We start from the raw sequence: 23,694 nt of genomic DNA on the forward strand, positions 1-23,694 counted from the left end.
CGCTCACTCCGCGGCCGAACGCAGGTCCGAGGGTGTCGTCCCGGCCGCCGTCAGCGGCTGGCCGAGGGCGACGCGCTCGGTCAGCCACGGGCTCGGCCGGTAGCGGGGGTCGCCGGTCGCCGCGGTGAGGCCGCGCAGGATGCGCAGCACCACGTCGCCGCCGACGAGGTCGCCCCAGGCCAGCGGGCCGCGCGGGTAGCCGAGGCCGAGGCGGACGGCCGTGTCGATGTCCGCCGGGGTGGCCAGGTGCTGGCCCGCGATGAAGCAGGCCGTGTTGACGATCGACGCGAGCAGGCGCTGGGCGACCGGGGCGGGTCCGTCGCGGACGACCGTCACGGGGTGGCCCGTCGCGGCCAGCGCACCCCAGGCGGCGCGGCCCACGGCGGGGTCGAGGCCGGGGTGCACCGACATCGTCAGCCGTCGTTCGTAGCCGCCCAGCGGGTCGACACCGGCGACCCGGTCCAGCGGCAGCCCGGCGCGGGTCGCGGCGTCCACTGTGGATTCCCCGTAGAGCGGCACCAGCAGGACGGCGTCCGGGTAGGCGTCGGACACCACCTGCACACCCGCGGCCGACAGCGCGCGGGCGAGGTGCTCGTCCGCGGTGAACACCGGGCTCGACGGCTTCGGCGGGGCGGCGGCCTCGTCCGCCACCTGCTGCTTGCCCTCGGCGTAGGCGTAGAAGCCCTCGCCGTTCTTGCGCCCGAACAACCCGGCGGCCACGCGTGGGCGGGTCAGCCACGACGGCCGCAGCCGCGGGTCGCCGTGGAAGCCACTCCAGATGCTTTCGAGCACGGCGTGCGAGACGTCGAGGCCGGTCAGGTCGAGCAGCTCGAACGGGCCGAGCTTCAGGCCGAGCACGTCCCGGGCGATGCGGTCGACGTCGGCGGGCTCGGCCAGCGCCTCGGCGAGGATCTGCAGCGCCTCGGTGTTCAGGCCGCGGCCGGCGTGGTTGACCAGGAACCCGGGGGCGTCCTTGGCCAGCACCGGCTCGTGGCCCCAGATCTTGACCAGTTCGAGCGCTTCGCCCGGCAGCCAGGCGTGCGTGCGCGCGCCGGGGACCACCTCGACCAGGCGCATCAGCGGTACGGGGTTGAAGAAGTGCAGCCCGACGAGCCGGCCGGGCTCGCCCAGCTCGGCGGCGATCTCGGTGACCGACAGCGAACTCGTGTTCGTGGCGAACACCGTCTCTTGAGGACAGACGCGCTCGAGGCCCGCGAAGAGGGCACGCTTCGTCGCGAGGTCTTCCCGGACGGCTTCGACCACGAGGTCGACCCCGTCGGCGGGCGCGTCGGGGGCGTCCACCGGCACCAGCCGGTCCTTCACCGCCTGCGGGTCACCGGTGAGCTTGCCCTTGGCGGCGAGCTTGTCGATCATCCCGCCGACGTACTCGATCGCCTCGGTGACGGCCTCGCGCCGGACGTCGGCCAGCTCGACGGTCACCCCCGCGGTCGCGGCCAGCTGGACGATCCCGCGGCCCATCACCCCGGTGCCGACCACCCGGATCCTGCCGACCTTCCCGGCCCACCCCGTCACGTCGTGCCGCCTTCCGCCGTTGGACTTCCCGCCCCAGCCTAGAGGCCGACGAACTCCGCCATCCGCCTCGCCGAGTGGGCGAAGAACACGTCGGCCGGGTCGACACTGCCGACGTACTGGCCGAACAGGTCGAAGCTGATCGCGCCGAACAGCTGGGTCCACGCGATGAGCAGCCGGGTCACGGTTTCCGGGCCGGCGATGATCCCGAGGGCCTTCGTGAGCGTCTCGGCCTGGGCGCGCAGCTCGGGCGGGACCTCGCCGTCGATGTCGCGCAGCTCGGTGTGGGTGAGCACCTTGACCAGGGCGAGCGCGACGCGGGAGGCGGGCACGACGGTGTCCTGCGGCGCCGCGTACCCGGGGATCGGCGAGCCGTAGATCAGCGCGTACTCGTGGGGGTGGGCGCGGGCCCAGTCGCGCGTGCCCTGCCAGATCGCCACCCAACGCTCGCGGGGGGTGCCCTCGCCCGGGTCCGCCTGCTCGGCCGCTTCGCCGATCGCGTTGTAGGCGTCGACGATCAGGTCGGTCAGCAGCCGGTCGCGGCTCGGGAAGTACCGGTAGATCGCGGACGAGACCATGCCGAGCTCCCGGGCCACCGCGCGCAGCGAGAGCCCCTGCGCGCCGACCTCGGCGAGCTGGCGGCGGGCCTCGTCCTTGATCTCCTGGGTCAGTTCGGCGCGGGCACGTTCGCGTGCGGTGCGGGAGACGGTCATGGAGATCAGTGTGCCACGACGAGAGCACCGCACAAAATAGAGAGCACTGCTCTTGACACGGTGCAGCGCTCTCGTGTTCACTGCTCTTAACCGAGAGCACTGCTCTCCCAAACCGCGGAGGACACCATGACCGGCACCCGCTACATCAAGCCGAAGAAGTCGACCAACGCGTTCAACGAGCTGGTCGCGAAGCTGACCAACCTGGGCGTGAGCGTCTGGGGCAGCCGGGTGCTGACCGTCGTCGGCCGCAAGAGCGGCGAGCCGCGCTCGGTGCCGGTCAACCTGCTGACCGTCGACGGCGTGCGCTACCTCGTCGCCCCGCGCGGCGAGACGCAGTGGGTGCGCAACCTGCGCGCGGCTGGCCAGGGGACCCTGCGCGTCGGGCGCCGCGTCGAGACGTTCACCTTCCGCGAGCTGGGCCACGACGAAAAGCCGGGCATCCTGCGCGCCTACCTCAAGCGCTGGAAGTTCGAGGTCGGCGTGTTCTTCGACGGCGTCGACGCCAAGGCCTCGGACGAGAAGCTGCGCGAGATCGCGCCGGGCTACCCGATCTTCGAGATCTTCACGAAGTAGGTTTGCGCCGCGTGAAGTTGGCCGCGATCAGGACCACGCCGACCAGGACCGCGGCGAGCCCGATCAGGAACCACAGCTTCTGGCCGGTCATGAAGCTGCCGGTGATGACGCCGATGCCCTGCAGCACCCAGACGGCGCCGACGAGCACGAGCACGACCCCGGCCGCAAGGGTGATCCACCGCCTCATGGGGCCAGTTTAGGCGGGCCGCTCGTCCGGCACGAGCTTGTGGCGGTAGGCGTAGACGACGGCGTGCACCCGGTCGGGCAGCCCGAGCTTGCCGAGCACGCGGGACACGTGCGTCTTGACCGTCTCCTCGCCGACGTGCAGCTTCCGCGCGATCTCGGCGTTGCTGCACGCGCCGGCGAGCAGCAGCAGCACCTCGCGTTCGCGGGACGTCAGCCGGGCCAGCTCCGGGGGTTCGGCGGCCGCGGGTTCGAGGACCGTCGCGAACTTCGCCACCAGCCGGCGCGTCACGGAGGGGTCGATCAGCGCGTCCCCGCGCGCGGCCACCCGGATCGCCGCGACGAGCTCCTCCGGCGCCAGGCTCTTCAGCAGGAACCCGCTCGCGCCGGCCCGCAGCGCGCGGTAGACGTACTCGTCGGCGTCATAGGTGGTGAGCACGAGGACGCGCGTGTCGTTGCCCGGCGCGGCGAGGATCGCCTCGGTCGCGGCGAGGCCGTCGAGGCGGGGCATCCGGACGTCGAGGACCGCCACGTCCGGGCGCAGGCGGGCGGTCTCGGAGACGGCTTCGCGGCCGTCGGAGGCCTCGCCGACGCAGGTGAAGTCGGCCTGGGTGTCGAGCAGCGCGCGCATCCCGGACCGGAACATCGCGTGGTCGTCGGCCAGCAGGACGCGGATCATGTGCTCTCCACCGGGAAGGTCGTGCGCAGCTGCCAGAGCCCGCCGGTCTCGCCGTAGGACACCTGGCCGCCGAACAGGGTGACACGCCGGCGGATACCGGCCAGCCCGCGGTGCGCGTGCTGTTTCTCCTCGCCGCGGCCGGGGCGCAGGCCGTTGGTCACCGTGAGCACGACCTCGGTGCGGCCGTGGTTCAGCTCGACCTCGACCGGGCCCCGGCCGTGGCGCAGGGCGTTGGTCAGGGCTTCCTGGGCGATCCGGTAGAGGGCGACGTCGAGGGAGCCGGGCAGTTCGCGGGGTTCGCCGCGCAGCGTCAGCCGGGTCGGCAGGCCGGCCGCGCGGACGGTCTCGACCAGCTCGTCGAGGTTGTCCAGGCCGGGTTGTTCGGCGCCGGGTTCGGCGTGCAGGAGGTCGAGCAGCCGGCGCAGGTCGGCCATCGCCGAGCGGCTCGCGGATTCGACGGCGCCGAGCGATTTCCGCACCGGCCCGTCGCCCTCGGGCAGGCCGAGCCGGGCGGCGCCGGCGTGCACGCCGATGGCGCTGACGTGGTGGGAGATGACGTCGTGCAGGTCGCGCGCGATGGTCGTGCGTTCTTCGAGGACGGCCCGCCGGACGGCTTCTTCCTCGTGCTGGCGGCGTTCGTCGGCTTCGCGTTCGAGGTCGGCGATGTAGGCGCGCCGGGCGGTCGTGTACCGGCCGACCAGCCACGGCAGCAGCGCGGAGACGCCGACGTTGATGGCGATGAGCCGCCAGTCGTGCGCGACGCGCCCGCCGCCTTCGAGACAGCCGGCGACGACCCCGAGGAGGAGCGCGCCGAGAGCGAGCACGGCCGGTTTCGTCCGCAGCCAGGCCCCGGCCCGGTAGCCGGCGATGAGGATGCCGGCGTTGTTCCCGGTGACGTACCACTGGCAGGTGCAGAGCAGCAGCGGCGCCCCGGCGAAGAGCACGGCGTGGGCGAGGGCCACCCACCCGGAGTACCGCGCGGCCCCGGCCAGTGCGGCGTTGACGGCCACCCCGCCGAGCAGCACGACCCAGGCCTGCCACCCGCCTGCGGGAAGGGGCCCGCGAAGGGTGAAGAGGGCGGCGTCGCAGACAACGCAGACGAGCGCGACGAGGAGGGACTGCCGTCTCAGCGACCCCCGGATGTCCTGCACACACGCAACTGTGCCCTAACCGAGGATCGGGAGGAACGGGAGCGCCCCGATGCGGCGGGAGGGGACACCGCACCGGGACGTTCCCTGGCTCCGGGGCACCGGTCGCGCAGGCCCCGAGCGCCCCAATGTGGCCTTCGGTGCGTGTGACGCACCCAATGTGGCCTTCGGTGCGTCAGACGCACCCAAGGCCGCCTTGGGGCGCTCGGGACCCGCGGTCGGACAGCGGTGGAGTGTCAGCTGGTCGGGCGGGTCGGATAGCCGCCGCGGCGCTGGCCCGGCTGGCGCTGGCCCGGCTCGAAGCCCTTGCCCAGCGACGTTGCCGTGGCCGTCTGGCCCTCGACCTTGGCCACCACCGTCACGTTCGTGTCGCCCTGCTTCACCTCGCCCGTCTTCTGGGTCGACGAGTCCAGCGCGTACGTCTGCTTGTAGCCGTCCTTGCTGGTCAGCGTCACCGACGTCGCGCTCAGCTCCGTCACGTCGCCCGTCTGCAGCCGCTCGGTCGTATAGCCGCCGCTGCCGTTCGACACCACGAAGTCGCCGTGCAGGGCTTCCCTCAGCGCCGCCATTCCGCCGCCGAAGCCGCCTCCCGGCACGCCCTGGCCGCGGAACTGGCCGCCACCCGGGCCGCCGCCGGGGCCGCCGAAGCCGCCGGGGCCCTGCGATGTGTTGTCGGCGTTGCTCGTGCCCGCCCAGATCGCCGCGCCGCCGCCCGCCGCGATCACCACGGCGATGCCGGCCGCGATCGCCGTCTTCTTGCCGGACCAGCCCTTCTTCGGCGCGGCCGGGACCGGGTCGCCCCAGTTGGCGCCCTCGGGCGGGGTGTTCGGCATCGGCTCGGTCGTCATCATGTCCTCCGGTGGTGCCCACACTGGTCCCGGTCAGGTTCGCCGCCGCGGCTGTGTTTGAGCTGTGCGGAGCGTCAGCGGGCGCTGTGCCTCGAACGCGCGAACCTTCACAGGAAACGCACAGCGACCGCACAGCGAACACCGACACCGGGCCGGGAAGGTGGCACCATGACCGCTATGAACGCCACGTCACCCGGCCCCGGCAAGGCCGACCTGCGCCGCGCCGACGGGAGCCCGGTGCGGGTGCTCGTCGTCGACGACGAGGCGACGCTGGCCGAGCTCGTGTCGATGGCCCTGCGGATGGAGGGCTGGGAGGTGCGCAGCGCGGGCGACGGCACCGAAGCCGTCCGGATCGCGCGCGACTTCCGCCCCGACGCCGTCGTCCTCGACGTCATGCTCCCCGACTTCAGCGGCCTGGAAGCCCTGCGCCGGATGCGGTCCGAGGCGCCGAACCTGCCCGTCCTCTTCCTCACGGCGAAGGACGCGGTCGAGGACCGCATCGCCGGGCTCACCGCCGGCGGCGACGACTACGTCACCAAGCCGTTCAGCCTCGAAGAAGTCGCGCTGCGCCTGCGTGCGCTGCTGCGCCGGGCGGGCGGCGTCACCGGCGCGAGCGGGTCGACGCTCGTCGTCGGCGACCTCACGCTGGACGAGGACAGCCGCGAGGTGCACCGCGGCGGCGACCTGGTGCCGCTGACCGCGACCGAGTTCGAGCTCCTGCGCTACCTCATGCGCAACCCCAAGCGCGTGCTGTCGAAGGCCCAGATCCTGGACCGCGTGTGGAGCTACGACTTCGGCGGCCAGGCCAACATCGTCGAGCTCTACATCTCCTACCTGCGCAAGAAGATCGACGCCGACCGCGAGCCGATGATCCACACCATGCGGGGCGCCGGGTATGTCCTCAAACCCGCCGGCTGAACCGAAGCGCACCCGCCGGCCGTGGTCGCTGCGCCGGCGGCTGATCGTGCAGCTGGCGGCGCTGCTCGCGCTCGTCTGCCTGGTCGTCGGCGTGGTCACGGAGTTCGCGCTGAGCGAGTTCCTCGTCGGCCAGCAGGACAAGCGGCTGGCCGCGGCGAGCGACCGCGCCGCGCACGCCGGGGAACGGCCGTCGCCGTGGCCCTACGGCGAAGCGCCGCCGCCGGACCCGCTGCGCGTGCTCGGCCAGGGCGAGGGCACGCTCGCCGTCGTCCAGATCGGCTCGCAGGTCTCCGCCGGGGTCCTCGACTCGAGTGCGGCGGGCGCGTCGAGGCGCAAAGCGCCGTTCAAGGACATTCCGCGAAGTCAGGTGCTGGCCCTGCTCGCCCTGCCGTCGGACGGGAAGCAGCGCAGCATCGACCTCGGCGGCAACCTCGGGGAGTACCGCGTCGTCTCGACGACGTCGCCCCGCGGCGAGAAGACGGTCATCGGCCTGCCGCTCAAGGACGTCAACGAGACGCTCTGGCAGCTCGGGTTCATCCTCGGCGGCGTCGCGCTCGCCGGGATCCTGGTGGCGGGCGCGGTCGGCGCGGCGACGATCCGGCGCACGATGCAGCCGCTCGACCGGCTGGCCGCGACCGCGACCCGCGTCTCCGAGCTGCCGCTGGACCGCGGCGAAGTGGCGCTGTCCGAACGCGTTCCCGAGGCCGACACCGACCCGAACACCGAGGTCGGCAAGGTCGGCTCGGCGCTGAACCGGATGCTGCAGCACGTCGCCAACGCGCTGTCCGCCCGGCACGCGAGCGAGAACCGCGTCCGCCAGTTCGTCGCGGACGCCAGCCACGAACTCCGGACGCCGCTGGCGGCGATCCGCGGGTACGCGGAACTCACCCGCCGCGGCGGCGAGCAGGTGCCACCGGACGTGGCGTTCGCGATGAGCCGCGTCGAGTCGGAGTCGCGCCGGATGACGACGCTGGTGGAGGACCTGCTGCTGCTCGCCCGGCTCGATTCGGGCCGTCCGGTGGTGCCGGAGTGGGTGGACCTGTGCCGCCTGGTGGCCGACGCGGTCGCGGACGCGCACGTCGCGGGCCCGGACCACAAGTGGCTGATGGACGTCCCGGGCGAGCCGATCGGCGTCCTCGGCGACGCGGGCCAGCTGCACCAGGTGGTGATCAACGTGCTCGCGAACGCCCGCACGCACACCCCACCGGGCACGACGGTGACCACCACGTTGTCCACTTCGGACGGAATTGTCCGGCTCCGGGTCGCCGACGACGGCCCGGGCATCCCGCCGGAGATCCTCCCGGACATCTTCGAGCGCTTCGCCCGCGGCGACAATTCGCGCTCGCGCGCGGCCGGGAGCACGGGGCTGGGGCTGGCGATCGTGGCGGCGGTGGTGGGTGCGCACGGCGGCCGGGTCGCGGTGCAGAGCCGGCCCGGGCGGACGGAGTTCGAGATCACCTTCGCGGCGGCCGCGCCGCAGTGAGCACCCGGTCGGCGCCGATGCACAGCTGACGCACAGCTTCGGCACAAGTTCACCACATCCGGCGCCGACACGGTGAACGCCATGACGACCACGCTGTCGGCGCCCGGACACGCCCAGCCCCAGCCGCCCGCCGCCGCCCGGAAACCCCGGTGGGTCAAGCCGTCGGTGGCCGCGCTGCTGCTCGGAACCGGCCTGCTGTACCTGTGGGACCTGGCGAAGACCGGCTGGGGCAACGACTTCTACGCCATGGCCGTGCAGGCCGGCACGTGGAGCTGGAAGGCCCTGTTCTTCGGCTCGCTCGACCCGGGCAACGTCGTCACCGTCGACAAACCGCCTTTCTCGCTGTGGATCATGGGACTGTCCGGACGGCTCTTCGGCTTTTCGAGCTGGAGCCTGCTGGTGCCCGACGCGCTCGCCGGCGTCGCGTCGGTCGGCCTGCTCTACCTCGCCGTGCGCCGGCTTTCCGGGCCGGGTGCCGGGCTGCTCGCCGGGGCCGGGCTCGCGCTGACGCCGGTCGCCGCGCTGATGTTCCGCTACGACAACCCCGACGCCTTCCTGGTCCTGCTCCTCGTCGCGGGCGGCTACTGCGTGGTGCGCGCGCTGGAACACGCGAGCACGAAGTGGCTGGTCCTGGCCGGGGTCGCGATCGGGTTCGGCTTCCTCGACAAGATGCTGCAGGCCTTCCTCGTGCTGCCCGCCTTCGTGCTGACGTACGCCGTCGCGGCGCCGACCTCGCTCGGCCGCCGGATCGGGCAGCTGTTCGCCGCCGCGGGCGCGGTCCTCGTCTCCGCCGGCTGGTGGATCGCGGCCGTCGCGCTCTGGCCGGTCGCGGACCGGCCCTACATCAGCGGTTCGACCGACAACACCGTGCTGGAACTGGCCTTCGGCTACAACGGCCTCGGCCGGATCTTCGGCGAAGGACGCGGCGGCGGGGGCACCGGCCGGACGTTCACCCCGCCGGCCGGGGTGGAGCTGCCCGCCGGCGGGCGAGGCTTCGGTGGGTTCGGCGGCCAGGCCGGCCTGACCCGGTTGTTCTCCGGCGAGTTCGGCGGCGAGGCGTCGTGGCTGCTGCCGGCCGCGGTCATCGGCCTGGTGGCGGGCCTGTGGTTCACGCGCCGCGCGCCGCGCACCGACCGCACGCGGGCGGCGCTGCTGCTGTGGGGCGGCTGGCTGGTGGTCTCCGCACTGGTGTTCAGCTACATGAGCGGCATCATCCACCCGTACTACACGGTCGCGCTGGCCCCCGGGACCGCCGCCACGCTGGCGATCTCCGCGCGCGAACTCTGGCGCGGCCGGGCGAACTTCGCGGCTCGCGCGGTGCTCGCCGTCATGGTCGCGGTGACGGCGGTCTGGGCGTTCGTCCTCCTCGCGCGGACACCGGAGTGGCAGCCGTGGATCCGCTACGCGCTGCTCGTCTCCGGCGCCGCCGCCGTCGCCGGCCTGCTCTTCGGGGCCGACCGGTTCCGGCGGCTCGGCCCGGTCGTGGCCGTGCTCGGCCTGTGCGGCGCGCTGCTCGGGACGACGTCCTACACGCTGGCCACGGCGGCGAACGCGCACTCCGGGGGCACGCCGTCGTCCGGGCCGTCCGTCGCGAGTGGACGCGGCGGCCCGCGCGGCTTCGGCGCGGGGCAGGCCGACACCGCGGTGATCGACCTGCTGAAGGGCACGACGACGAAGTGGGCCGCGGCGCAGAGCGGGGCGATGCAGTCGGCGGGCCTGGCGCTGGCGAGCGGGCGGCCGGTGCTCGCGATCGGCGGGTTCAGCGGCAGCGACCCGGCGCCGACGCCGGCGCAGTTCCGGCAGTACGTCGCCGACGGGGACATCGGCTACTACGTCGCCGGTGGCCGCGGCGGCTTCGGCGGCGGCCGCGGGACCGCCGGGGAGATCGAGGCGTGGGTCGAGCAGAACTTCGCCCCGCTCACCGTCGGCGGCACGACCGTTTACGACCTCACCAAATCTGTCAATTGATCGAAATATGAATTGTTTCGGGCGTGTTAACAGTCGGGGAATCGTCCGGCGTATTCCAGACCCGTGCGGTATCGGCGGAGCCGGACAGGTGTTCGATTTCCCCGAGGGCGGTCGGCTTCGGCGCGTGCGTTCAGCCGGAATCCCGCGGGCTGAACTCGGGTGAGGGTCACTCGTTCGGCTGCAAAGGGCGAACGTTGTGGGGATCTTGTGCTAGTCGCTAGGCTCTCCGCCGGGAGAAGGACAGGGGTGGCTGATCCGGCGCGCTGAGCGCTGGGAAATCACTGGGGTAGGCGCCTCCTGTCCCGTTCTCCCGCGATGACCCGATCAGGTGCCACCACTCCACTTCCCCCGCACCCTGGAGTTCGCTGTGATTTCCCGTTCCCGCCCCCGTCTGCTGCCGGTGCTCCTGACTTTGCTGACCCTCGCCGGGGTCACCGCGCTTTCCGGATGCAGCGACAGCGCCGCCTCGGGCAGCGGCAGCAAGATCACCATCGGGTTCAGCGCCTGGCCGGGCTGGTTCCCCTGGCAGGTGGCGCAGGAACAGGGCCTGTTCGCCAAGAACGGCGTCAACGTCGACCTCAAGTACTTCGACAACTACACCGACAGCATCAACGCGCTCTCGAGCGGCGCCATCGACGCCAACAGCCAGACCCTCAACGACACGCTGTCGTCGGCCTCCGGCGGCGCCAAGCTGTCGATCGTGCTGGTGAACGACAACTCCACCGGCAACGACAAGATCATCGCGCGGGACGGCATCACGAGCATCGCCGACCTCAAGGGCAAGAAGGTCGCCGTCGAGCAGGGCGCGGTCGACCACTACCTGCTGCTGCTGGCGCTGCAGTCGGCGAAACTGACCGAAAAGGACATCCAGCTGGTCAACCTCCCGACCGACGCCGCCGCGGCCGCGTTCGCCGGCAGCCAGGTCGACGCGGTCGCCGCCTTCGCGCCGTTCACCTCGAAGGCCCTGGAGCGGCCGGGCAGCCGCGCGATCTCGTCGTCGGCCGAGTTCCCCGGCGCGATCCCGGACCACCTCGTCACGTCGCAGAAGCTGGTCAAGGACCACCCGAAGGACGTGCAGGCGCTGGTGAACACCTGGTTCGAGACGCTGGCCTGGATCAAGGGCAACAAGGACGCGGCCGTGCAGATCATGGCCAAGCGCGGCGGCGTGTCCGATGCGGACTACAAGTCCTACGACGCCGGCACCACCATCTTCACGCGGCAGCAGAACATCGACGCGTTCACCCCGGGGGTCACCCCGCAGCACCTGGACTTCCAGGCGAACAAGATCATCGACTTCATCGTCGGCACCGGCCTCGCCCAGCAGCGGCCCTCGCTCGACGGGCTGTTCGACGACCGGTTCGTCAAGGCCGCGCCCCAGTGACCGGTCCGACCCAGCAGCTGGCCGAACGCCGGGAGTCCGGCCGCCCGGCCTGGGCGCCGCTGCCTCGCCGGGCCGGGCTCAACCCGTCCGCTTCACCGCTGTTCTCCCTGCGGACGCCCATTTCCGCGTCGGCCCGCTGGACGCTGGCGGTGCTGTCGTTCGCCATCCCGCTCCTGGTGTGGGTCGGGCTGAGCTTCAGCGGGGCCGTCAACCCGACGTTGCTGCCGTCCCCGGTCGCGGTGGTCAAGGCCGGTGTCGACATGGCGAGCACGGGCGAGCTCTTCGACGACCTCTGGGCGACGACCCAGCGCGTGCTCGAAGGGTTCGGCCTCGCCGTGCTCGTCTCGGTCCCGCTGGGCATCCTGATGGCCGGCTTCGCCGCCGGGCAGGCGTTCTTCGAGCCGCTGCTCGGCCTGCTGCGCTACCTGCCGGCGAGCGCGTTCATCTCGCTGCTGATCATCTGGCTCGGCATCGGCGAGCCGTCGAAGATCGCCTTGCTCTTCATCGGCACGGTCTTCTTCAACACGCTGATGACCGCCGACGTCGTCCGCGGCGTGCCGACCGCGCTCATCGACGTCTCCTACACCCTCGGCGCGCGCCGGGGCGAAGTGCTGCGCAAGATCATCGTGCCGCACTCGCTGCCGGGCATGCTCGACGCGATCCGCGTCAACGCCGCCGCGGCGTGGAACTTCGTGGTCGTCGCCGAGCTGATCAACGCCTCGGCGGGGCTCGGCTACCGGATCGCCCGCTCGCAGCGGTTCCTGCAGACGGACAAGATCTTCGCGGTGCTCGTGGTCATCGGGCTCGCCGGGCTCCTCATCGACGTCCTGCTGCGCCTGCTGCGCACGCGGGTCGGGAAGTGGACGGCATGACGCTGGAACTGCGGAACGTGGCCAAGGACTACACCGTCCGCGGCCGGGTCACGCGCGCCCTCGACGGCTTCGACCTCGAAGTGCGGCGCGGCGAGTTCGTCTGCGTCGTCGGCGCGAGCGGTTCGGGCAAGTCGACGCTGTTGTCGCTGGTCGCCGGGCTCAGCAAGCCGACCGAAGGGGAGATCTTCCTCGACGGCGTCCCGGTGACCGGGCCCGGGCCCGACCGCGGGCTCGTCTTCCAGGCCGGTGCGCTCTACCCGTGGCGCAGCGTCGAGAAGAACGTCGCGTTCGGACTCGAGCTGCTCTCGCTCGACCCGGCCGACCGCGCCGAGCGGGTGGACTGGTACCTCGCCGAGACCGGCCTCGACGGCGTGCGCAAGTCGCTGCCGAAGCAGCTCTCCGGTGGCCAGAAGCAACGGGTCGCGATCGCCCGCGCCCTGGCTTGCGAACCGGAAGTCCTGCTCCTGGACGAACCCTTCGGCGCCCTGGACGTCCAGACCAAAGAGGACATGCAGGTGCTGATCCGCCAGGTGCACGCCGACACCGGCACCACGGTGCTGATGGTGACCCACGACGTCGAGGAAGCGGTCTTCCTCGGCGGCCGGGTGGTGGTGCTCGCCTCCGACCCGGGCCGGATCGCCGCCGACGTCGAGGTGGCGCTGCCCGCCGAGCGCGGCCTGGCGGTGAAGCGCGAACCGCGGTTCCTCGCGCTGCGCGCCCGGATCGAGGACCTGGTCCGGGAGCAGCACCGCGGGCACGTGAGCCGGGTGGCCGCGGACGGGTGAGAACGGAGAACGGGAAGGTGGCGGGATGAGACACGGCAGGTCGACCGCGAAACGGGCCGCCGGCGGGGGTTTTCTCGCCCGGCTCGGCATTCGCGGCAAGCTGAACCTGCTGCTCCTGCCCCCGCTGGTCGCGGTGGTGCTGGTGTCCGTGCCGTTCGTGCTGACGCAGGCGAACAGCGCCGGTGACGCGGCGCAGTCGGCGACGGTGGCGCGGTACACCCAGCAGCTCGGCGGGCTGGTCTGGCAGCTGCAGCGCGAGCGGCTGCTGACGGGCGCGTTCGTCGCCACGCCGTCGATGGCCGCCGACCAGATGCTCCAGCAGCAGAAGGCGGTGGACACCGCGGTCGAGGCGGTGCGGAAGTCGCTCGACGCCGACGCGCCGGACGAGCTGTCCGCGGCGCTGACCCGGATCGGCTCGCTCGCCGAGCTGCGGCAGAACGCGCAGCGCCGCGGGGTCGCGCTCGACAGCGTCGCCCGCACCTACCACGCGGTGATCGGGGCCGTGATCGACTCGCTGCGGCTGGTCCCGCAGCTCACCGACGACGCCGAGGGCACCCGGGAGCTGTCGGCACTGGAGGCCCTGCTGCGCGCGAACGAGGAGAACTCGCTGCGCGGCATGGCCCTGATCGTGACCGCGGTTTCGCCGGAGGCCGGCCGGTCCATCCTGGACGACGCCACCCAGCAGGCGCCGATCTTCACCGACCGGTTCGTCCAGCAGGCCGACGACGAAACCGACAGCGAGCAGGCCGAGCTGGTCGTCAACGTCGAGGCGAGCGAAGCGGGCCGCCGGATCGAGGAGCTCGCCGCCCAGATCGGCAACCCGCGAGACGCGGCCGGCACCACCCAGTACGTCACCGACGTCCTCACGGCGTCGGAAAGCCAAGCGGGCCAGCGGAAGCTGGTGCAGGAACGGGTCGTCGGCGAGATCGCCGACTCGGCGAACGGCCGGGCCGGCGCGGCGACCCGGCTGGCCTGGACGGTCGGTCTCGGCGCGGGCGGGCTGTTCCTGCTGGTCGCCTTCCTCGCCGTCGCGGTGTCCCGCTCGATCGCCGGGCCGCTGCGCCAGCTGACCACCGCGGCGACGTCGGTCGCCGACCTGGCCGGCACCGAACTCGTCCGCGTGACCGACACCGAAGAGGCCGAGGAGCAGGTTCCGCGCCTGGCCACGATCGACGTCGTCTCCGGCGACGAGCTCGGCCAGCTGGCCGCCGCGTTCAACCGCGTCCAGACCACGGCGGCCGAGCTGGTCGAACGCCAGGCGCTCACCCGGCGCAACACGAGCCTGATGTTCGCGAACGTCGCGAAGCGCACGCAGAACCTCGTCGGCCGCCAGCTGGCGCTGATCGACGAAGTCGAGCGCAACGAGCAGGACACGCGGCTGCTGGCCAGCCTCTACCGGCTCGACCACCTTTCGACCCGCCTGCGCCGGAACGCGGACAACCTGCTCGTGGTGTCCGGCACCCGCGACGAAACCCGGATCGCCGGCCCGATCGAGCTGGCCACGGCCCTGCGCTCGGCGCTCGCCGAGATCGAGGACTACCAGCGCGTCAAGCTCGGGGTCGTCGCCGAAATCCTGCTGTCCTCGGCCCTCGGTGCCGACCTGGTGCTCGTCTTCGCCGAGCTGCTGGAGAACGCGACGTCGTTCTCGCCGCCGGGTTCGCTGGTCGAGGTGGACACCATGTTCCTCGCCGACGGCGCCTGCCTGGTCAGCATCGTCGACCACGGCATCGGCATGACCGCGGAGAAGCTGGCCGAGGAGAACCAGCGGCTCGTCGAACGCGAACGCCTGGAGCTCGCGCCGACGAGCGTGCTCGGCCTCTTCGTGGTCGGCCGCCTGGCGCGGCGCCACGAACTCGGCGTCGAGCTGCTCGCGACGCCGACGACCGGCGGTGTCACCGCGCGGCTGACCATCCCGGCGTCGCTGTTCACCCACCGCACCGGGCTGCGGCCGCCGAAGGAGACGCTGCCGGCGCCGGCGCCCACGCTGGCCCAGGCCCGGCCCGCGGAAGCCGTCGCGGTGTCCACTTCGGACGATCCGCGGCCGGTCGAGCCGTTGCCGGCGCCGGCCATCCCGGCGCTGCTGGTTTCCGGGCACGGCAACGGGTTCCGCTGGTTCAACCAGCTGGAACCGGTGTGGCCGGACACCGAACCCGCCGAGCCGGCCGCGCCGGCGCCCGAGCCGGACGCCGAGACCCGCGGTGGCCTGCGGCGTCGCGTACGCGGCGCCCAGCTGCCCGGCCCGGGCACGACCGCGCCGGTGGCCGACGGCAAGCCGCGTCACGACCCGGAAGCGACGAAGGCCGCGATGGACGGCTTCGAGAGCGCGTTCGCGAAGGCCGCCGAGGTCAGCGCGATGGCGACCGAGCCGCCGTCCGCGCCGCCGACCGTCGTGACGGCGCCGGTGACCGCGCCGGTACCTTCGCCGGGCGACGGCGCGTCGCTGCCGGTGCGCGTCCCCGGGGACTCGGCGATGCCCGCGGGCCGTGCGCGAGCCGCGGCGCCCGCCGCCGCGACCCCACCGTCGCGGGACGGCCTGGTCCGCCGCGTCCCCGGCGCCCAGCTCGCCCCCGGCCTGCGTCAGCAGCCCGCGGGGCGGCCGATCGCCCGAGCCGTCGCCAACCGCACCCGGCGGGACCCGGCGGCCGAGCGGGCGGCGTTCGACGGGTTCGCCGCCGGCCTGGCGAAGGCGGAGGACATCACGGCAGGCAGCCCGCCCCAAGGCGTGGTCGCCGGTCGTGTGATGGAACGAGGAGAAGAGAGCAGGAAATGAGCATCCCCGCACCTGGTGTCAGTGTCGAAGCCCAGAACTTCAACTGGCTGGTGAGCCGCTTCGCGCAGCACACCGCGGGCGCGATAGCCGCCATCGCCGTCTCGGCCGACGGCCTGCTGATCGCGATGTCGACGGAGCTCGAGCGCTCCAACGCCGACCGCCTCGCGGCGATCTCCTCCGCGATGCTCGGCCTCGCCCACGGCGTCTCCGAAAGCCACCCGCTGGGCTCGCCGGACAAGGTGATCATCGAGCTGGAGCACGGCTACCTGCTCGTCTGCACGATCAGCATCGGCTGCTCCCTGGGCGTGCTGGCCAACAAGCAGGCCAGCCTCGGCACGATCGCCTACGAAATGGCGATGTTCGCCAACCGCGCCACCGAAGTGCTGACGCCCGGCCTGATCGAGGAGCTCAAGAACACCGTGGGGTCGTGATGCCCGAGGAACCGGACATCTCCCTGCTGCGGCCGTACCTGATGACCTCGGGGCGCGCCCAGCCGGTCGACCAGACGCTCGAAATCGAAGCGCAGGTCATGACGTCCCGCCTCGGCGCGGCGTCGCACCCGAAGCTCACCTTCGAGCGCCAGGAAATCGTTTCCCTCTGCCGGACCACGATGTCGGTCGCCGAGGTGGCCGCCATGCTCGGGCTGCACATCGGTGTGGCCCGGGTGCTGGTGGCCGACCTCGCCGAGCTGGGGTACGTCGTCGTCCGCCGTCCGGGCAGCCACCACTCGCACGACCTCGGCATGATCGAAAGGGTCATTCGTGGACTCGAAGCCATTCACTGAGCCGGGCACCCGGCCGCCGGCCCCGGTCAAGATCGTCATCGCGGGCGGCTTCGGCGTCGGCAAGACGACGGCGGTGTCGTCCATCTCGGAGATCAAGCCCCTGACGACCGAAGCGGCGATCACGTCGGCGGCGGCGTCGGTGGACAGCACCGGCCACGTCCCGGCCAAGACCACGACGACGGTGGCACTGGACTTCGGCTGCATCACGATCGACGAAGAGGTCAAGCTGTACCTGTTCGGCACGCCCGGCCAGGACCGCTTCGGCTTCATGTGGCAGGACCTGGTCCACGGCGCACTGGGCGCACTGGTGATCGTGGACACCCGCCGCATGGACGACTGCTACCCGGCGGTCGACTACTTCGAGAACGCGGGCCTCCCGTTCGTGGTGGCGGTGAACATGTTCGACGGCTCGCTCGGCCACAACCTGGAGGACGTGCGGTGGGCGCTGGCGGTGAGCGACGACGTCCCGCTGATCACGTTCGACGCGCGGAAGAAGCTTTCGGTCCGGGACGCCCTGCTGGCGGTCCTGCACAACACGTTCAAGAAGGCCCGGGCCCAGGCGGGCGCGGGGGCTTGAGCAGGCCTCGGATGTGTCTGGAGGGGTTCCCGAGACGCCTCCGGATGTATCCGACTACACTGATCCACGGACCCCGCGCGGCGTCCACCCTGTGAACCTCCCCAGGGCCGGAAGGCAGCAAGGATAAGCAGGCTCTGACGGGTGCGCGGGGTCCCCTTCTTTTCGGCTCCGGGCTCTGGGCTTCGCCCCTCGCCGGGCCTTCTCTTCGTCCTCTCACCCGGGGGCCGAGCCCCCGGACCCCCACGGTGCCTCTCTCGCGGCCTGGGAGCTCTGCCGCGGCTGGGCTCTGCCGGGGGATACGCTGCCGGGTGCGGCTAGAACAGGCCCAGGACGTCGTTCGGGGGGCTTGGGGGCCGTGGGGCGTCCGCGTCCGTGATCGGGGCTGCCTTTCCCGCCAGTTTTCGCAGCTCCGTGCCGTGTACGCACCTTGCCGGGAACGCCGCCGAGGCCGTTCGCTGGGCTATCTCCGCCGTCGGGAGCTCGGTTGCCGAGGCCGCCAGGACCAGGTTGCCGAAGCGGCGGCCGCGCAGGACTCCCGGGTCCGCCAGCAGCAGGACCTCCGGGAACACCTCGAGCAGCGTCGCCAGGAAACGGCGGGCGAACGGCAGACCCGAGCCGTCCGTGATGTTCGCCAGGTAGACCCCCGGGGCCCGGAGGATGCTCGCGATCGCCGTCGTCGCCTCCAGGGTCGCCAGGCCGCCCGCCAGCGTGGCCCGCTCGAACGCGTCGACCACCACCAGGTCCGCGGACCCCTCCCGGCGCGTCGCCAGGCCCTCGCGGCCGTCCGTCACCCGGACGCGCAGGCCCGGCACCCGCAGCCCCAGCTGCGCGCGGACCAGCTCCACCAGCTCGCCGTCGGCGTCGAACACCAGCTGCCGCGAGCCCGGCCGCGACGCCGCGACGTACCTCGGCAGCGTGCACGCCGCTCCGCCGATGTGCAGCGCGTCCAGGGGGCCCGGCGGCAGCCGGTCCACCACGTCCCCGAACCGGCGGACGTAGTCGAACTCCAGGTGGTTCGGGTCGTCGAGGTCGACGTACGACTGCGCGACGCCGTCCACCGACACCAGCCAGGCGTTGCCGCGGTCGGCGTCGCGGGCCAGCTCCGCCGTGCCGAACCGCACCGGGTAGCGCCCGGGCGTCGGCTCGGGCTTGCGCGTGCGGCTCACAGGCGCCGAGGTTATCCCGTCCCGCGAGGTTGCCGGTGGCCCCCGGTAGTCCATCGATGCCCCCACCACCGCCCTCAACGGAGACGCTTCGCGTCGCGGTAGATTCACGAGCGTGGCTCTCGCGCTGTACCGCAAGTACCGTCCGGCGACCTTCGCCGAGGTCGTCGGTCAGGAGCATGTGACCGAACCCCTCCGCACGGCGCTGTCCGCCGGGCGGATCAACCACGCCTACCTCTTCTCCGGCCCGCGCGGCTGCGGCAAGACGTCCAGCGCGCGCATCATGGCGCGCTCGCTGAACTGCGCCAAGGGCCCGACGCCGGACCCGTGCGGCGAGTGCAACTCGTGTCGCGCGTTGGCGCCGGAGGGCCCGGGCAGCGTCGACGTCACCGAGCTCGACGCGGCCAGCCACGGTGGTGTCGACGACGCCCGGGAGCTGCGCGACAAGGCGTTCTACGCCCCGGCCGAGTCGCGCTACCGCGTGTTCATCATCGACGAGGCGCACATGGTCACCACGCAGGGCTTCAACGCCCTGCTGAAGATCGTCGAAGAGCCGCCCGAGCACGTCATCTTCATCTTCGCGACCACCGAGCCGGACAAGGTGCTGACCACCATCCGCTCGCGTACGCACCACTACCCGTTCCGGCTGATCCCGCCGAGCTCGATGCGCAACCTGCTGGAGCGCAACATCGCGGCCGAGGGCGTCGAGGTCGAGCCGGCGGTGTACCCGCTGGTCATCCGCGCGGGCGGCGGGTCGGCGCGTGACACGCAGTCGGTGCTCGACCAGCTGCTCGCCGGGGCGGGGCCGGAAGGCGTCTCCTACTCGCGGGCGGTCGCGCTGCTGGGCGTCACCGACGTGGCGCTGATCGACGACATGGTCGACGCGCTCTCGACCGAGGACGCCGCGACGGTGTTCGGCACGGTCGAGAAGCTCACCGAGGCGGGCCACGACCCGCGCCGCTTCGCGACCGACCTGCTCGACCGGCTGCGCGACCTGGTGCTGCTGCGCGCGGTGCCGGAATCCGCGGGCGGGCTGGTGTCCGCGCCGGAGGAGGAGCTGTCGCGGATGGTCGCGCAGGCCGAGCGGATCGGCCTCGCCACCCTCTCGCGCTACGCCGACATCGTCCACAGTGGACTTCTGGAGATGCGCGGCGCGACCTCGCCCCGGCTCGTGCTCGAGCTGCTGTGCGCGCGGATGCTGCTGCCTTCGGTGACCGACGCGGAAAAGGCCCTCCTGGCGCGGATCGAGCGCCTGGAGCGGCGCGCGACGCTGGCCGGCGGCGGTGGCGCGCCGGCCGAGGGCGGGGTGGAGCCGCCGGTGCGCGCGGCTCCGGAGCGCGAGTTCTCCCGGCCTTCGCAGCGCACGGCGCCGCCGGGCCCGCCCCCGCTGCCGGAGCCGGTCAAGCCGCCGGGCCGGCCGGCCGCCGCCGACCCCGCGCCCGCCCCGGTCGCGGCGGCTCCGGTTGCCGCGCCGGCCGCGGTCGCGGCGGCTCCGGCTCGCCCGGCCGATGGCGGCGGTGCCGCCGCTGCCCCGGCGGCCGCGGCCCCGTCCGGCGACGGCGGCTGGGGAACCCCCCGCACCCCGGGTGGCGGCACGCCCGCTCCGGCTCCGGCTCAGTCCGGCGACGGTGGCTGGGGTGCGGTGCGCACGCCGGGTGGCGGCACGCCCGCTCCGGCGGCGGCGGCCGGCGCTCCGGCGCCTGCCGATGCCGGCACGCCCGCGCCGGAGACCGCGGCGCCGGGCGGGATGGACGCCGCCGCGATCCGCAACGTCTGGCCGCAGCTGATGACGGCGCTGCGCAAGTTCACCGGCGGTCGCAGCCTGGAAGCGATGCTGACGCAGGCCACCGTGGCGAGCGTCGAGGGCAACGCCGTCACGCTCACCCACAAGTCCGAGCCACTGGCCCGCCGGCTCTCCGACCAGGACAACGCCCGCAAGATCGCCGGCGCCCTGACCGACGTCCTGGGCGGCGACTGGCAGGTCCGCTGCGTCCACGGCAACGCCCCGGCGGCCCCCGCCGCCCGCCCGCAACCGGCGGCACCGGCGCCGGAACGGTCGTTCACTCGCCAGTCGGCGGCCGCGGCGCCCGCCGAGCCGGCCGCGCGCCCCGCGACTCCGCCATCGTCGCCGTCGCCGTCATCGTCGCCGTCGCGGCCCAAGGTCACCACGACCGAGCCGGACATCCCGCTGCCTCCGGAACCCTCGGACGAGGACGACGAGGACCTCTACAACGAGGACGCCAGCCCGGCCCCGCCGCCGCCCCCACCCCCGCCGGACAAGGACCCGGACGAGGTGGCCCGCAAGCTCCTCTCCGAGCACCTCGGCGCCCGCCCCCTGGACTGAACCCAGGGAGCCGCCCGCGTACCCCGGCGGTCGGCTCACCAGCCGCCCCCCAGGTACGCAGGCCGGCGTTCTGAGCACGCCCGCCGGTCCTCCAGGTACGCGGGCCGGTGGGTCAGGAAGCCCAGGGGCCGATGCCGGTCACCCGGTCGGCCGTGATCCGCACGATCACGGCCGTCGGCGAGCCCTGGTTGCCCAGCTCGTACTTCTCGACGCCGAGGTACCGCCGGGCCTGGCGGTCCATCAGCGCGGTGAACTCGTCGGCGATGTCCGGCCCGGTCACCCGGGCGGTGCCCCGGACCAGCAGGTACTGCGGCAGCCCCCGCGCGTCCCGCTCGTCGTGGTCCTCGATCAGCACGGTGACGCGCGGGTCGGTGCGGATGTTGCGCACCTTCGGCCGCCTGCCCTCCATGCCCATCACGATCTCGTCGCCCTCCCGGCTGGCCCAGACCAGCGAGGTCTGCGGCGAGCCGTCGGGGTTGATCGTCGTGAGCACGGCGTTGAACGGCCGTTCGAACAGGCGGTGGCAGCTTTCGGGAAGTTCCATGCTCCCGAGATTAGGAAGCCGACAGGTACCGCTCGGTACCTTTGTTCCCATGGGTGACTTCTCCGGCGACGTCTTCCTCGCGGACTGCCCGGCCCGGCTGGCGATCGAGATGATCGCCGACAAGTGGGCGGTCGTCGTCGTGTTCGCGCTCAGCCGCGGCCCGCGGCGGCACGGCGAGCTGGTCGGCCTCATCGGCGGCATTTCGCGCAAGGTCCTCACCCAGACGCTGCGGAAACTGCAGGGCTACGGCCTGGTCGACCGCCACGCGTACGCCGAGGCGCCGCCGCGCGTCGAGTACTGCCTGACCGAGCTCGGGCGGACCCTCGTCGAGCCGATCGGCGTCCTGACGAAGTGGGCGACGCAGCACGGCGAGGCCGTCATCGAGGCTCAGGAGGCCAGGTAGGCCTCGATCGCCGCCGCGATGGCCGCGGCGAACTGGCGGCGCCCGTCCGCGCTCGTCATCCGGGCCGCTTCGGTGGCGTTGCGCATGTTGCCGCACTCCACCAGCGCCGCCGGGCGCGTCGAGAGGTTGAGGCCGGCCAGGTCCGCGCGGGCCGACAGCCCGTTCGTGCCGATGTAGTTCGCCGTGCTGAAGCCGTTCGCGCGCATCGTGTCGCGCAGCGTCTGGGCCAGCCGCGTCGACGGCGCACCCTGCGCGGCGTTCAGCGCCGGTGACGAGTACGCCACGTGGAAGCCGTTCGCCCCGGCCGCCTCCGAGCCGTCGGCGTGGATGGAGACGACCGCGTCGGCGTTCGCCTCGTTGCCGATCGCCGCGCGGCGATCCACGCAGGGGCCGACGCCGGTGTCGTTCTCGCGCGTGTAGACCACCCGGATTCCCTTGTCCGCCAACGCTTTCCCGACCCGCTGGGCGACGTCGAAGGTGAACGCGTGCTCGGGGTAGCCGGCGTTGGTCGCGGTGCCGGTGGTGTTGCACGGCTTGGTCTGCCCGCGCCCGGCGGGCACCTGGCGGTTGATCTCCGCCGGGTGGGCGCCGTTCCCGCCGTTGTGCCCGGGGTCCAGCACGACGACCTTCCCGGCCGTCGGCGTGGGCGTGGGCGTGACCGGCGGCGACGGCGTGACCGACGGCGACAGCGGCGGGGGCGAAGACGGCGGGGGCGAGGAGGTCGTCCGCGTGGTCACCGGCGCGGGCGCCGCCGGAACGTCGCCGGAGCAGCCGGTGAGCAGCAGGGCACCGGCCAGCAGCAGGGGGGCAGTCGCGCGTCGCACGGCGACCACGGTGCCACAGCCCGGCCCTCCGCGTGGCGCGACTACCCTGGTGGGGACACAAACGTGCAGAGAGGACCGAGTGCGATCATGGCCCAACCCGGCGGCGGCTTCGACCTTTCCCAGCTGATGCAGCAGGCGCAGCAGATGCAGCAGAAGCTCGTCGAGGCCCAGGAAGAGCTGGCCAACACCGAGGTCACCGGCACCGCCGGCGGCGGACTGGTCACCGCGACCGTGTCCGGTGACAGCCAGCTGAAGAGCCTGCAGATCGACCCGAAGGTGGTCGACCCGGACGACGTCGAGACGCTGTCCGACCTGATCGTCGCGGCGGTCCGCGACGCCTCGGCGAGCGCGCAGAAGCTCACCGAGCAGAAGCTCGGCCCGCTGGCCGGCGGGCTCGGCGGCGGTGGCGGCATGCCGGACCTCGGCAGCCTCGGCTTCGGCGGCTGACGAACTTGTACGAAGGTGTCGTCCAGGACCTGATCGACGAGCTCGGGCGGTTGCCGGGGGTCGGGCCGAAGAGCGCCCAGCGGATCGCGTTCCACCTGCTGGCCACCGACCCGGCCGACATCGCGCGGCTGCAGGACGTGCTCGGCAAGGTCAAGGAGGGCGTGCAGTTCTGCGAGGTCTGCGGCAACGTCTCCGAGCACCCGAAGTGCCGCATCTGCCGCGACGAGCGCCGGGACCTGACGGTCATCTGCGTGGTCGAGGAGCCGAAGGACGTCCTGGCGGTCGAGCGCACGCGCGAGTTCAAGGGCCGCTACCACGTCCTGGGCGGCGCGCTCGACCCGCTGTCGGGCATCGGCCCGGAGCAGCTGCGGATGCGCGAGCTGCTCAAGCGCATCGGCGAAGCGGACATCAAGGAGATCATCATCGCCACGGACCCCAACACGGAGGGCGAGGCGACGGCGACGTACTTGGTCCGAATGCTGCGCGACTTCCCGGGGCTGAGCGTGACGCGCCTGGCCTCGGGCCTCCCGATGGGCGGCGACCTGGAGTTCGCCGACGAGCTCACCCTGGGCCGCGCGCTCTCGGGCCGTCGGGCGCTCTGACGGGCTGCCGGTCCCGCTGGTCCGGACGTTCCTGCTCACCGCGGCGCGCCGGGAGGCCGCGTACGTCGACATCGCCGATTGCGCCGAGCCGCCTCGGTCGCGGCGGTTCGACCCGATGGACGGCGTGCTCGAGCTGACATCGGCGGGGTCGGGTT

Annotated in this window: 24 protein-coding genes and 1 other RNA gene; 16 read left to right on the forward strand and 9 right to left on the reverse strand. The window is 72.7% G+C overall.

Going from position 1 to position 23,694, the window contains the following annotated elements; translation table 11 throughout:
• Window positions 1–3: 3 nt before the first annotated feature.
• Together ACLJOU_RS05005 and ACLJOU_RS05010 are read right to left on the reverse strand one after the other, a co-directional pair.
• On the reverse strand, window positions 4–1,533 hold the full coding sequence (locus ACLJOU_RS05005; protein ID WP_410563555.1) for a 3-hydroxyacyl-CoA dehydrogenase: 1,530 nt from the start codon (window positions 1,531–1,533) through the stop codon (window positions 4–6).
• A gap of 38 nt (window positions 1,534–1,571) precedes the next feature.
• Complete coding sequence (locus ACLJOU_RS05010) at window positions 1,572–2,243, reverse strand: TetR/AcrR family transcriptional regulator (protein ID WP_410563557.1); 672 nt, start codon at window positions 2,241–2,243, stop codon at window positions 1,572–1,574.
• 126 nt (window positions 2,244–2,369) lie between these two features.
• Between ACLJOU_RS05010 and ACLJOU_RS05015 the strand changes: the two genes are divergently transcribed.
• A complete protein-coding gene (locus tag ACLJOU_RS05015; protein ID WP_410563560.1) occupies window positions 2,370–2,816 on the forward strand; it encodes a nitroreductase family deazaflavin-dependent oxidoreductase in 447 nt (148 codons plus the stop codon).
• Here the strand turns inward: ACLJOU_RS05015 and ACLJOU_RS05020 are convergent.
• The 4 genes from ACLJOU_RS05020 to ACLJOU_RS05035 all read right to left on the reverse strand — a co-directional run bounded on the left by ACLJOU_RS05020 (window position 2,806) and on the right by ACLJOU_RS05035 (window position 5,677).
• Window positions 2,806–3,003: a hypothetical protein gene (locus ACLJOU_RS05020; RefSeq protein WP_410563562.1), complete on the reverse strand. Its 198-nt coding sequence runs from the start codon at window positions 3,001–3,003 to the stop codon at window positions 2,806–2,808. The genes ACLJOU_RS05015 and ACLJOU_RS05020 overlap by 11 nt on opposite strands.
• Window positions 3,004–3,012: 9 nt before the next feature.
• Window positions 3,013–3,678, reverse strand: a complete 666-nt coding sequence (locus tag ACLJOU_RS05025; protein ID WP_410563564.1) for a response regulator — start codon at window positions 3,676–3,678, stop codon at window positions 3,013–3,015.
• Window positions 3,675–4,829: a sensor histidine kinase gene (locus ACLJOU_RS05030; RefSeq protein WP_410563567.1), complete on the reverse strand. Its 1,155-nt coding sequence runs from the start codon at window positions 4,827–4,829 to the stop codon at window positions 3,675–3,677. The genes ACLJOU_RS05025 and ACLJOU_RS05030 overlap by 4 nt, the downstream gene beginning before the upstream one ends.
• 233 nt (window positions 4,830–5,062) lie before the next feature.
• Window positions 5,063–5,677 carry a hypothetical protein gene (locus ACLJOU_RS05035; RefSeq protein ID WP_410563570.1) on the reverse strand — a complete coding sequence of 205 codons (615 nt, stop codon included), beginning with the start codon at window positions 5,675–5,677 and terminating at the stop codon, window positions 5,063–5,065.
• 165 nt (window positions 5,678–5,842) lie between these two features.
• Between ACLJOU_RS05035 and ACLJOU_RS05040 the strand changes: the two genes are divergently transcribed.
• The 11 genes from ACLJOU_RS05040 to ffs all read left to right on the forward strand — a co-directional run bounded on the left by ACLJOU_RS05040 (window position 5,843) and on the right by ffs (window position 17,372).
• Window positions 5,843–6,592: a response regulator transcription factor gene (locus tag ACLJOU_RS05040; RefSeq protein ID WP_410563573.1), complete on the forward strand. Its 750-nt coding sequence runs from the start codon at window positions 5,843–5,845 to the stop codon at window positions 6,590–6,592.
• On the forward strand, window positions 6,570–8,075 hold the full coding sequence (locus ACLJOU_RS05045; RefSeq protein WP_410563575.1) for a sensor histidine kinase: 1,506 nt from the start codon (window positions 6,570–6,572) through the stop codon (window positions 8,073–8,075). The genes ACLJOU_RS05040 and ACLJOU_RS05045 overlap by 23 nt, the downstream gene beginning before the upstream one ends.
• An 81-nt stretch (window positions 8,076–8,156) precedes the next feature.
• Window positions 8,157–10,043, forward strand: coding sequence for a glycosyltransferase family 39 protein (locus tag ACLJOU_RS05050; protein ID WP_410563576.1), 1,887 nt, complete (start codon window positions 8,157–8,159; stop codon window positions 10,041–10,043).
• A gap of 367 nt (window positions 10,044–10,410) precedes the next feature.
• Window positions 10,411–11,424 (forward strand): ABC transporter substrate-binding protein, encoded by a 1,014-nt coding sequence (locus ACLJOU_RS05055; protein ID WP_410563578.1) that lies wholly within the window; start codon window positions 10,411–10,413, stop codon window positions 11,422–11,424.
• Window positions 11,421–12,296, forward strand: a complete 876-nt coding sequence (locus ACLJOU_RS05060; RefSeq protein WP_410563581.1) for an ABC transporter permease — start codon at window positions 11,421–11,423, stop codon at window positions 12,294–12,296. Before ACLJOU_RS05055 ends, ACLJOU_RS05060 begins: the two co-directional genes overlap by 4 nt.
• On the forward strand, window positions 12,293–13,081 hold the full coding sequence (locus ACLJOU_RS05065; protein WP_410563583.1) for an ABC transporter ATP-binding protein: 789 nt from the start codon (window positions 12,293–12,295) through the stop codon (window positions 13,079–13,081). Before ACLJOU_RS05060 ends, ACLJOU_RS05065 begins: the two co-directional genes overlap by 4 nt.
• 25 nt (window positions 13,082–13,106) lie before the next feature.
• Window positions 13,107–15,851 (forward strand): nitrate- and nitrite sensing domain-containing protein, encoded by a 2,745-nt coding sequence (locus ACLJOU_RS05070; protein ID WP_410563585.1) that lies wholly within the window; start codon window positions 13,107–13,109, stop codon window positions 15,849–15,851.
• Complete coding sequence (locus tag ACLJOU_RS05075; protein WP_003061341.1) at window positions 15,848–16,282, forward strand: roadblock/LC7 domain-containing protein; 435 nt, start codon at window positions 15,848–15,850, stop codon at window positions 16,280–16,282. Before ACLJOU_RS05070 ends, ACLJOU_RS05075 begins: the two co-directional genes overlap by 4 nt.
• Window positions 16,282–16,635 (forward strand): DUF742 domain-containing protein, encoded by a 354-nt coding sequence (locus ACLJOU_RS05080; protein ID WP_410564729.1) that lies wholly within the window; start codon window positions 16,282–16,284, stop codon window positions 16,633–16,635. The genes ACLJOU_RS05075 and ACLJOU_RS05080 overlap by 1 nt, the downstream gene beginning before the upstream one ends.
• Window positions 16,613–17,212 carry a GTP-binding protein gene (locus ACLJOU_RS05085; protein WP_410563586.1) on the forward strand — a complete coding sequence of 200 codons (600 nt, stop codon included), beginning with the start codon at window positions 16,613–16,615 and terminating at the stop codon, window positions 17,210–17,212. The genes ACLJOU_RS05080 and ACLJOU_RS05085 overlap by 23 nt, the downstream gene beginning before the upstream one ends.
• Window positions 17,213–17,277: 65 nt before the next feature.
• Window positions 17,278–17,372: signal recognition particle sRNA small type (gene ffs, locus ACLJOU_RS05090), an RNA gene on the forward strand.
• Between the two features lie 154 nt (window positions 17,373–17,526).
• Here the strand turns inward: ffs and ACLJOU_RS05095 are convergent.
• Window positions 17,527–18,432 (reverse strand): spermidine synthase, encoded by a 906-nt coding sequence (locus ACLJOU_RS05095; protein WP_410563589.1) that lies wholly within the window; start codon window positions 18,430–18,432, stop codon window positions 17,527–17,529.
• Between the two features lie 58 nt (window positions 18,433–18,490).
• On the opposite strand from ACLJOU_RS05095, the gene ACLJOU_RS05100 reads away from it, so the two are divergent.
• Complete coding sequence (locus ACLJOU_RS05100; RefSeq protein WP_410563591.1) at window positions 18,491–20,719, forward strand: DNA polymerase III subunit gamma and tau; 2,229 nt, start codon at window positions 18,491–18,493, stop codon at window positions 20,717–20,719.
• A 112-nt stretch (window positions 20,720–20,831) separates the two neighbouring features.
• On the opposite strand, the gene ACLJOU_RS05105 is transcribed toward ACLJOU_RS05100, so the two are convergent.
• The gene (locus ACLJOU_RS05105) at window positions 20,832–21,263 is read right to left on the reverse strand and encodes a TIGR03618 family F420-dependent PPOX class oxidoreductase (protein ID WP_410563594.1); all 432 of its coding nucleotides are present in this window, start codon (window positions 21,261–21,263) and stop codon (window positions 20,832–20,834) included.
• A gap of 49 nt (window positions 21,264–21,312) precedes the next feature.
• On the opposite strand from ACLJOU_RS05105, the gene ACLJOU_RS05110 reads away from it, so the two are divergent.
• The gene (locus ACLJOU_RS05110) at window positions 21,313–21,666 is read left to right on the forward strand and encodes a winged helix-turn-helix transcriptional regulator (protein ID WP_410563596.1); all 354 of its coding nucleotides are present in this window, start codon (window positions 21,313–21,315) and stop codon (window positions 21,664–21,666) included.
• On the opposite strand, the gene ACLJOU_RS05115 is transcribed toward ACLJOU_RS05110, so the two are convergent.
• Window positions 21,651–22,499, reverse strand: coding sequence for an N-acetylmuramoyl-L-alanine amidase (locus tag ACLJOU_RS05115; protein WP_410563598.1), 849 nt, complete (start codon window positions 22,497–22,499; stop codon window positions 21,651–21,653). The two genes, ACLJOU_RS05110 and ACLJOU_RS05115, sit on opposite strands and share 16 nt — an antisense overlap.
• 78 nt (window positions 22,500–22,577) lie before the next feature.
• Here ACLJOU_RS05115 and ACLJOU_RS05120 point away from each other — a divergent pair, with 78 nt between their 5' ends.
• Window positions 22,578–22,937, forward strand: coding sequence for a YbaB/EbfC family nucleoid-associated protein (locus ACLJOU_RS05120; RefSeq protein ID WP_013230627.1), 360 nt, complete (start codon window positions 22,578–22,580; stop codon window positions 22,935–22,937).
• A gap of 5 nt (window positions 22,938–22,942) precedes the next feature.
• Window positions 22,943–23,539: a recombination mediator RecR gene (gene recR, locus ACLJOU_RS05125; protein ID WP_191312794.1), complete on the forward strand. Its 597-nt coding sequence runs from the start codon at window positions 22,943–22,945 to the stop codon at window positions 23,537–23,539.
• Window positions 23,540–23,694: the final 155 nt, after the last annotated feature.

Source organism: Amycolatopsis sp. cmx-4-61 (genome assembly GCF_046548775.1).
Lineage (GTDB): Bacteria > Actinomycetota > Actinomycetes > Mycobacteriales > Pseudonocardiaceae > Amycolatopsis.

Bases quoted from the DNA above. Each gene is read 5' to 3' on its own strand.
- ACLJOU_RS05015 (WP_410563560.1), top strand. From the start codon at position 2,370: ATGACCGGCACCCGCTACATCAAGCCGAAGAAGTCGACCAACGCGTTC.
- ACLJOU_RS05065 (WP_410563583.1), top strand. From the start codon at position 12,293: ATGACGCTGGAACTGCGGAACGTGGCCAAGGACTACACCGTCCGCGGC.
- ACLJOU_RS05025 (WP_410563564.1), bottom strand. From the start codon at position 3,678: ATGATCCGCGTCCTGCTGGCCGACGACCACGCGATGTTCCGGTCCGGG.
- ACLJOU_RS05045 (WP_410563575.1), top strand. From the start codon at position 6,570: ATGTCCTCAAACCCGCCGGCTGAACCGAAGCGCACCCGCCGGCCGTGG.
- ACLJOU_RS05110 (WP_410563596.1), top strand. From the start codon at position 21,313: ATGGGTGACTTCTCCGGCGACGTCTTCCTCGCGGACTGCCCGGCCCGG.
- ACLJOU_RS05080 (WP_410564729.1), top strand. From the start codon at position 16,282: ATGCCCGAGGAACCGGACATCTCCCTGCTGCGGCCGTACCTGATGACC.
- ACLJOU_RS05010 (WP_410563557.1), bottom strand. From the start codon at position 2,243: ATGACCGTCTCCCGCACCGCACGCGAACGTGCCCGCGCCGAACTGACC.
- ACLJOU_RS05035 (WP_410563570.1), bottom strand. From the start codon at position 5,677: ATGATGACGACCGAGCCGATGCCGAACACCCCGCCCGAGGGCGCCAAC.
- ACLJOU_RS05020 (WP_410563562.1), bottom strand. From the start codon at position 3,003: ATGAGGCGGTGGATCACCCTTGCGGCCGGGGTCGTGCTCGTGCTCGTC.
- ACLJOU_RS05105 (WP_410563594.1), bottom strand. From the start codon at position 21,263: ATGGAACTTCCCGAAAGCTGCCACCGCCTGTTCGAACGGCCGTTCAAC.
- ACLJOU_RS05120 (WP_013230627.1), top strand. From the start codon at position 22,578: ATGGCCCAACCCGGCGGCGGCTTCGACCTTTCCCAGCTGATGCAGCAG.
- ACLJOU_RS05075 (WP_003061341.1), top strand. From the start codon at position 15,848: ATGAGCATCCCCGCACCTGGTGTCAGTGTCGAAGCCCAGAACTTCAAC.
- ACLJOU_RS05070 (WP_410563585.1), top strand. From the start codon at position 13,107: ATGAGACACGGCAGGTCGACCGCGAAACGGGCCGCCGGCGGGGGTTTT.
- ACLJOU_RS05095 (WP_410563589.1), bottom strand. From the start codon at position 18,432: ATGGACTACCGGGGGCCACCGGCAACCTCGCGGGACGGGATAACCTCG.
- ACLJOU_RS05040 (WP_410563573.1), top strand. From the start codon at position 5,843: ATGACCGCTATGAACGCCACGTCACCCGGCCCCGGCAAGGCCGACCTG.
- ACLJOU_RS05050 (WP_410563576.1), top strand. From the start codon at position 8,157: ATGACGACCACGCTGTCGGCGCCCGGACACGCCCAGCCCCAGCCGCCC.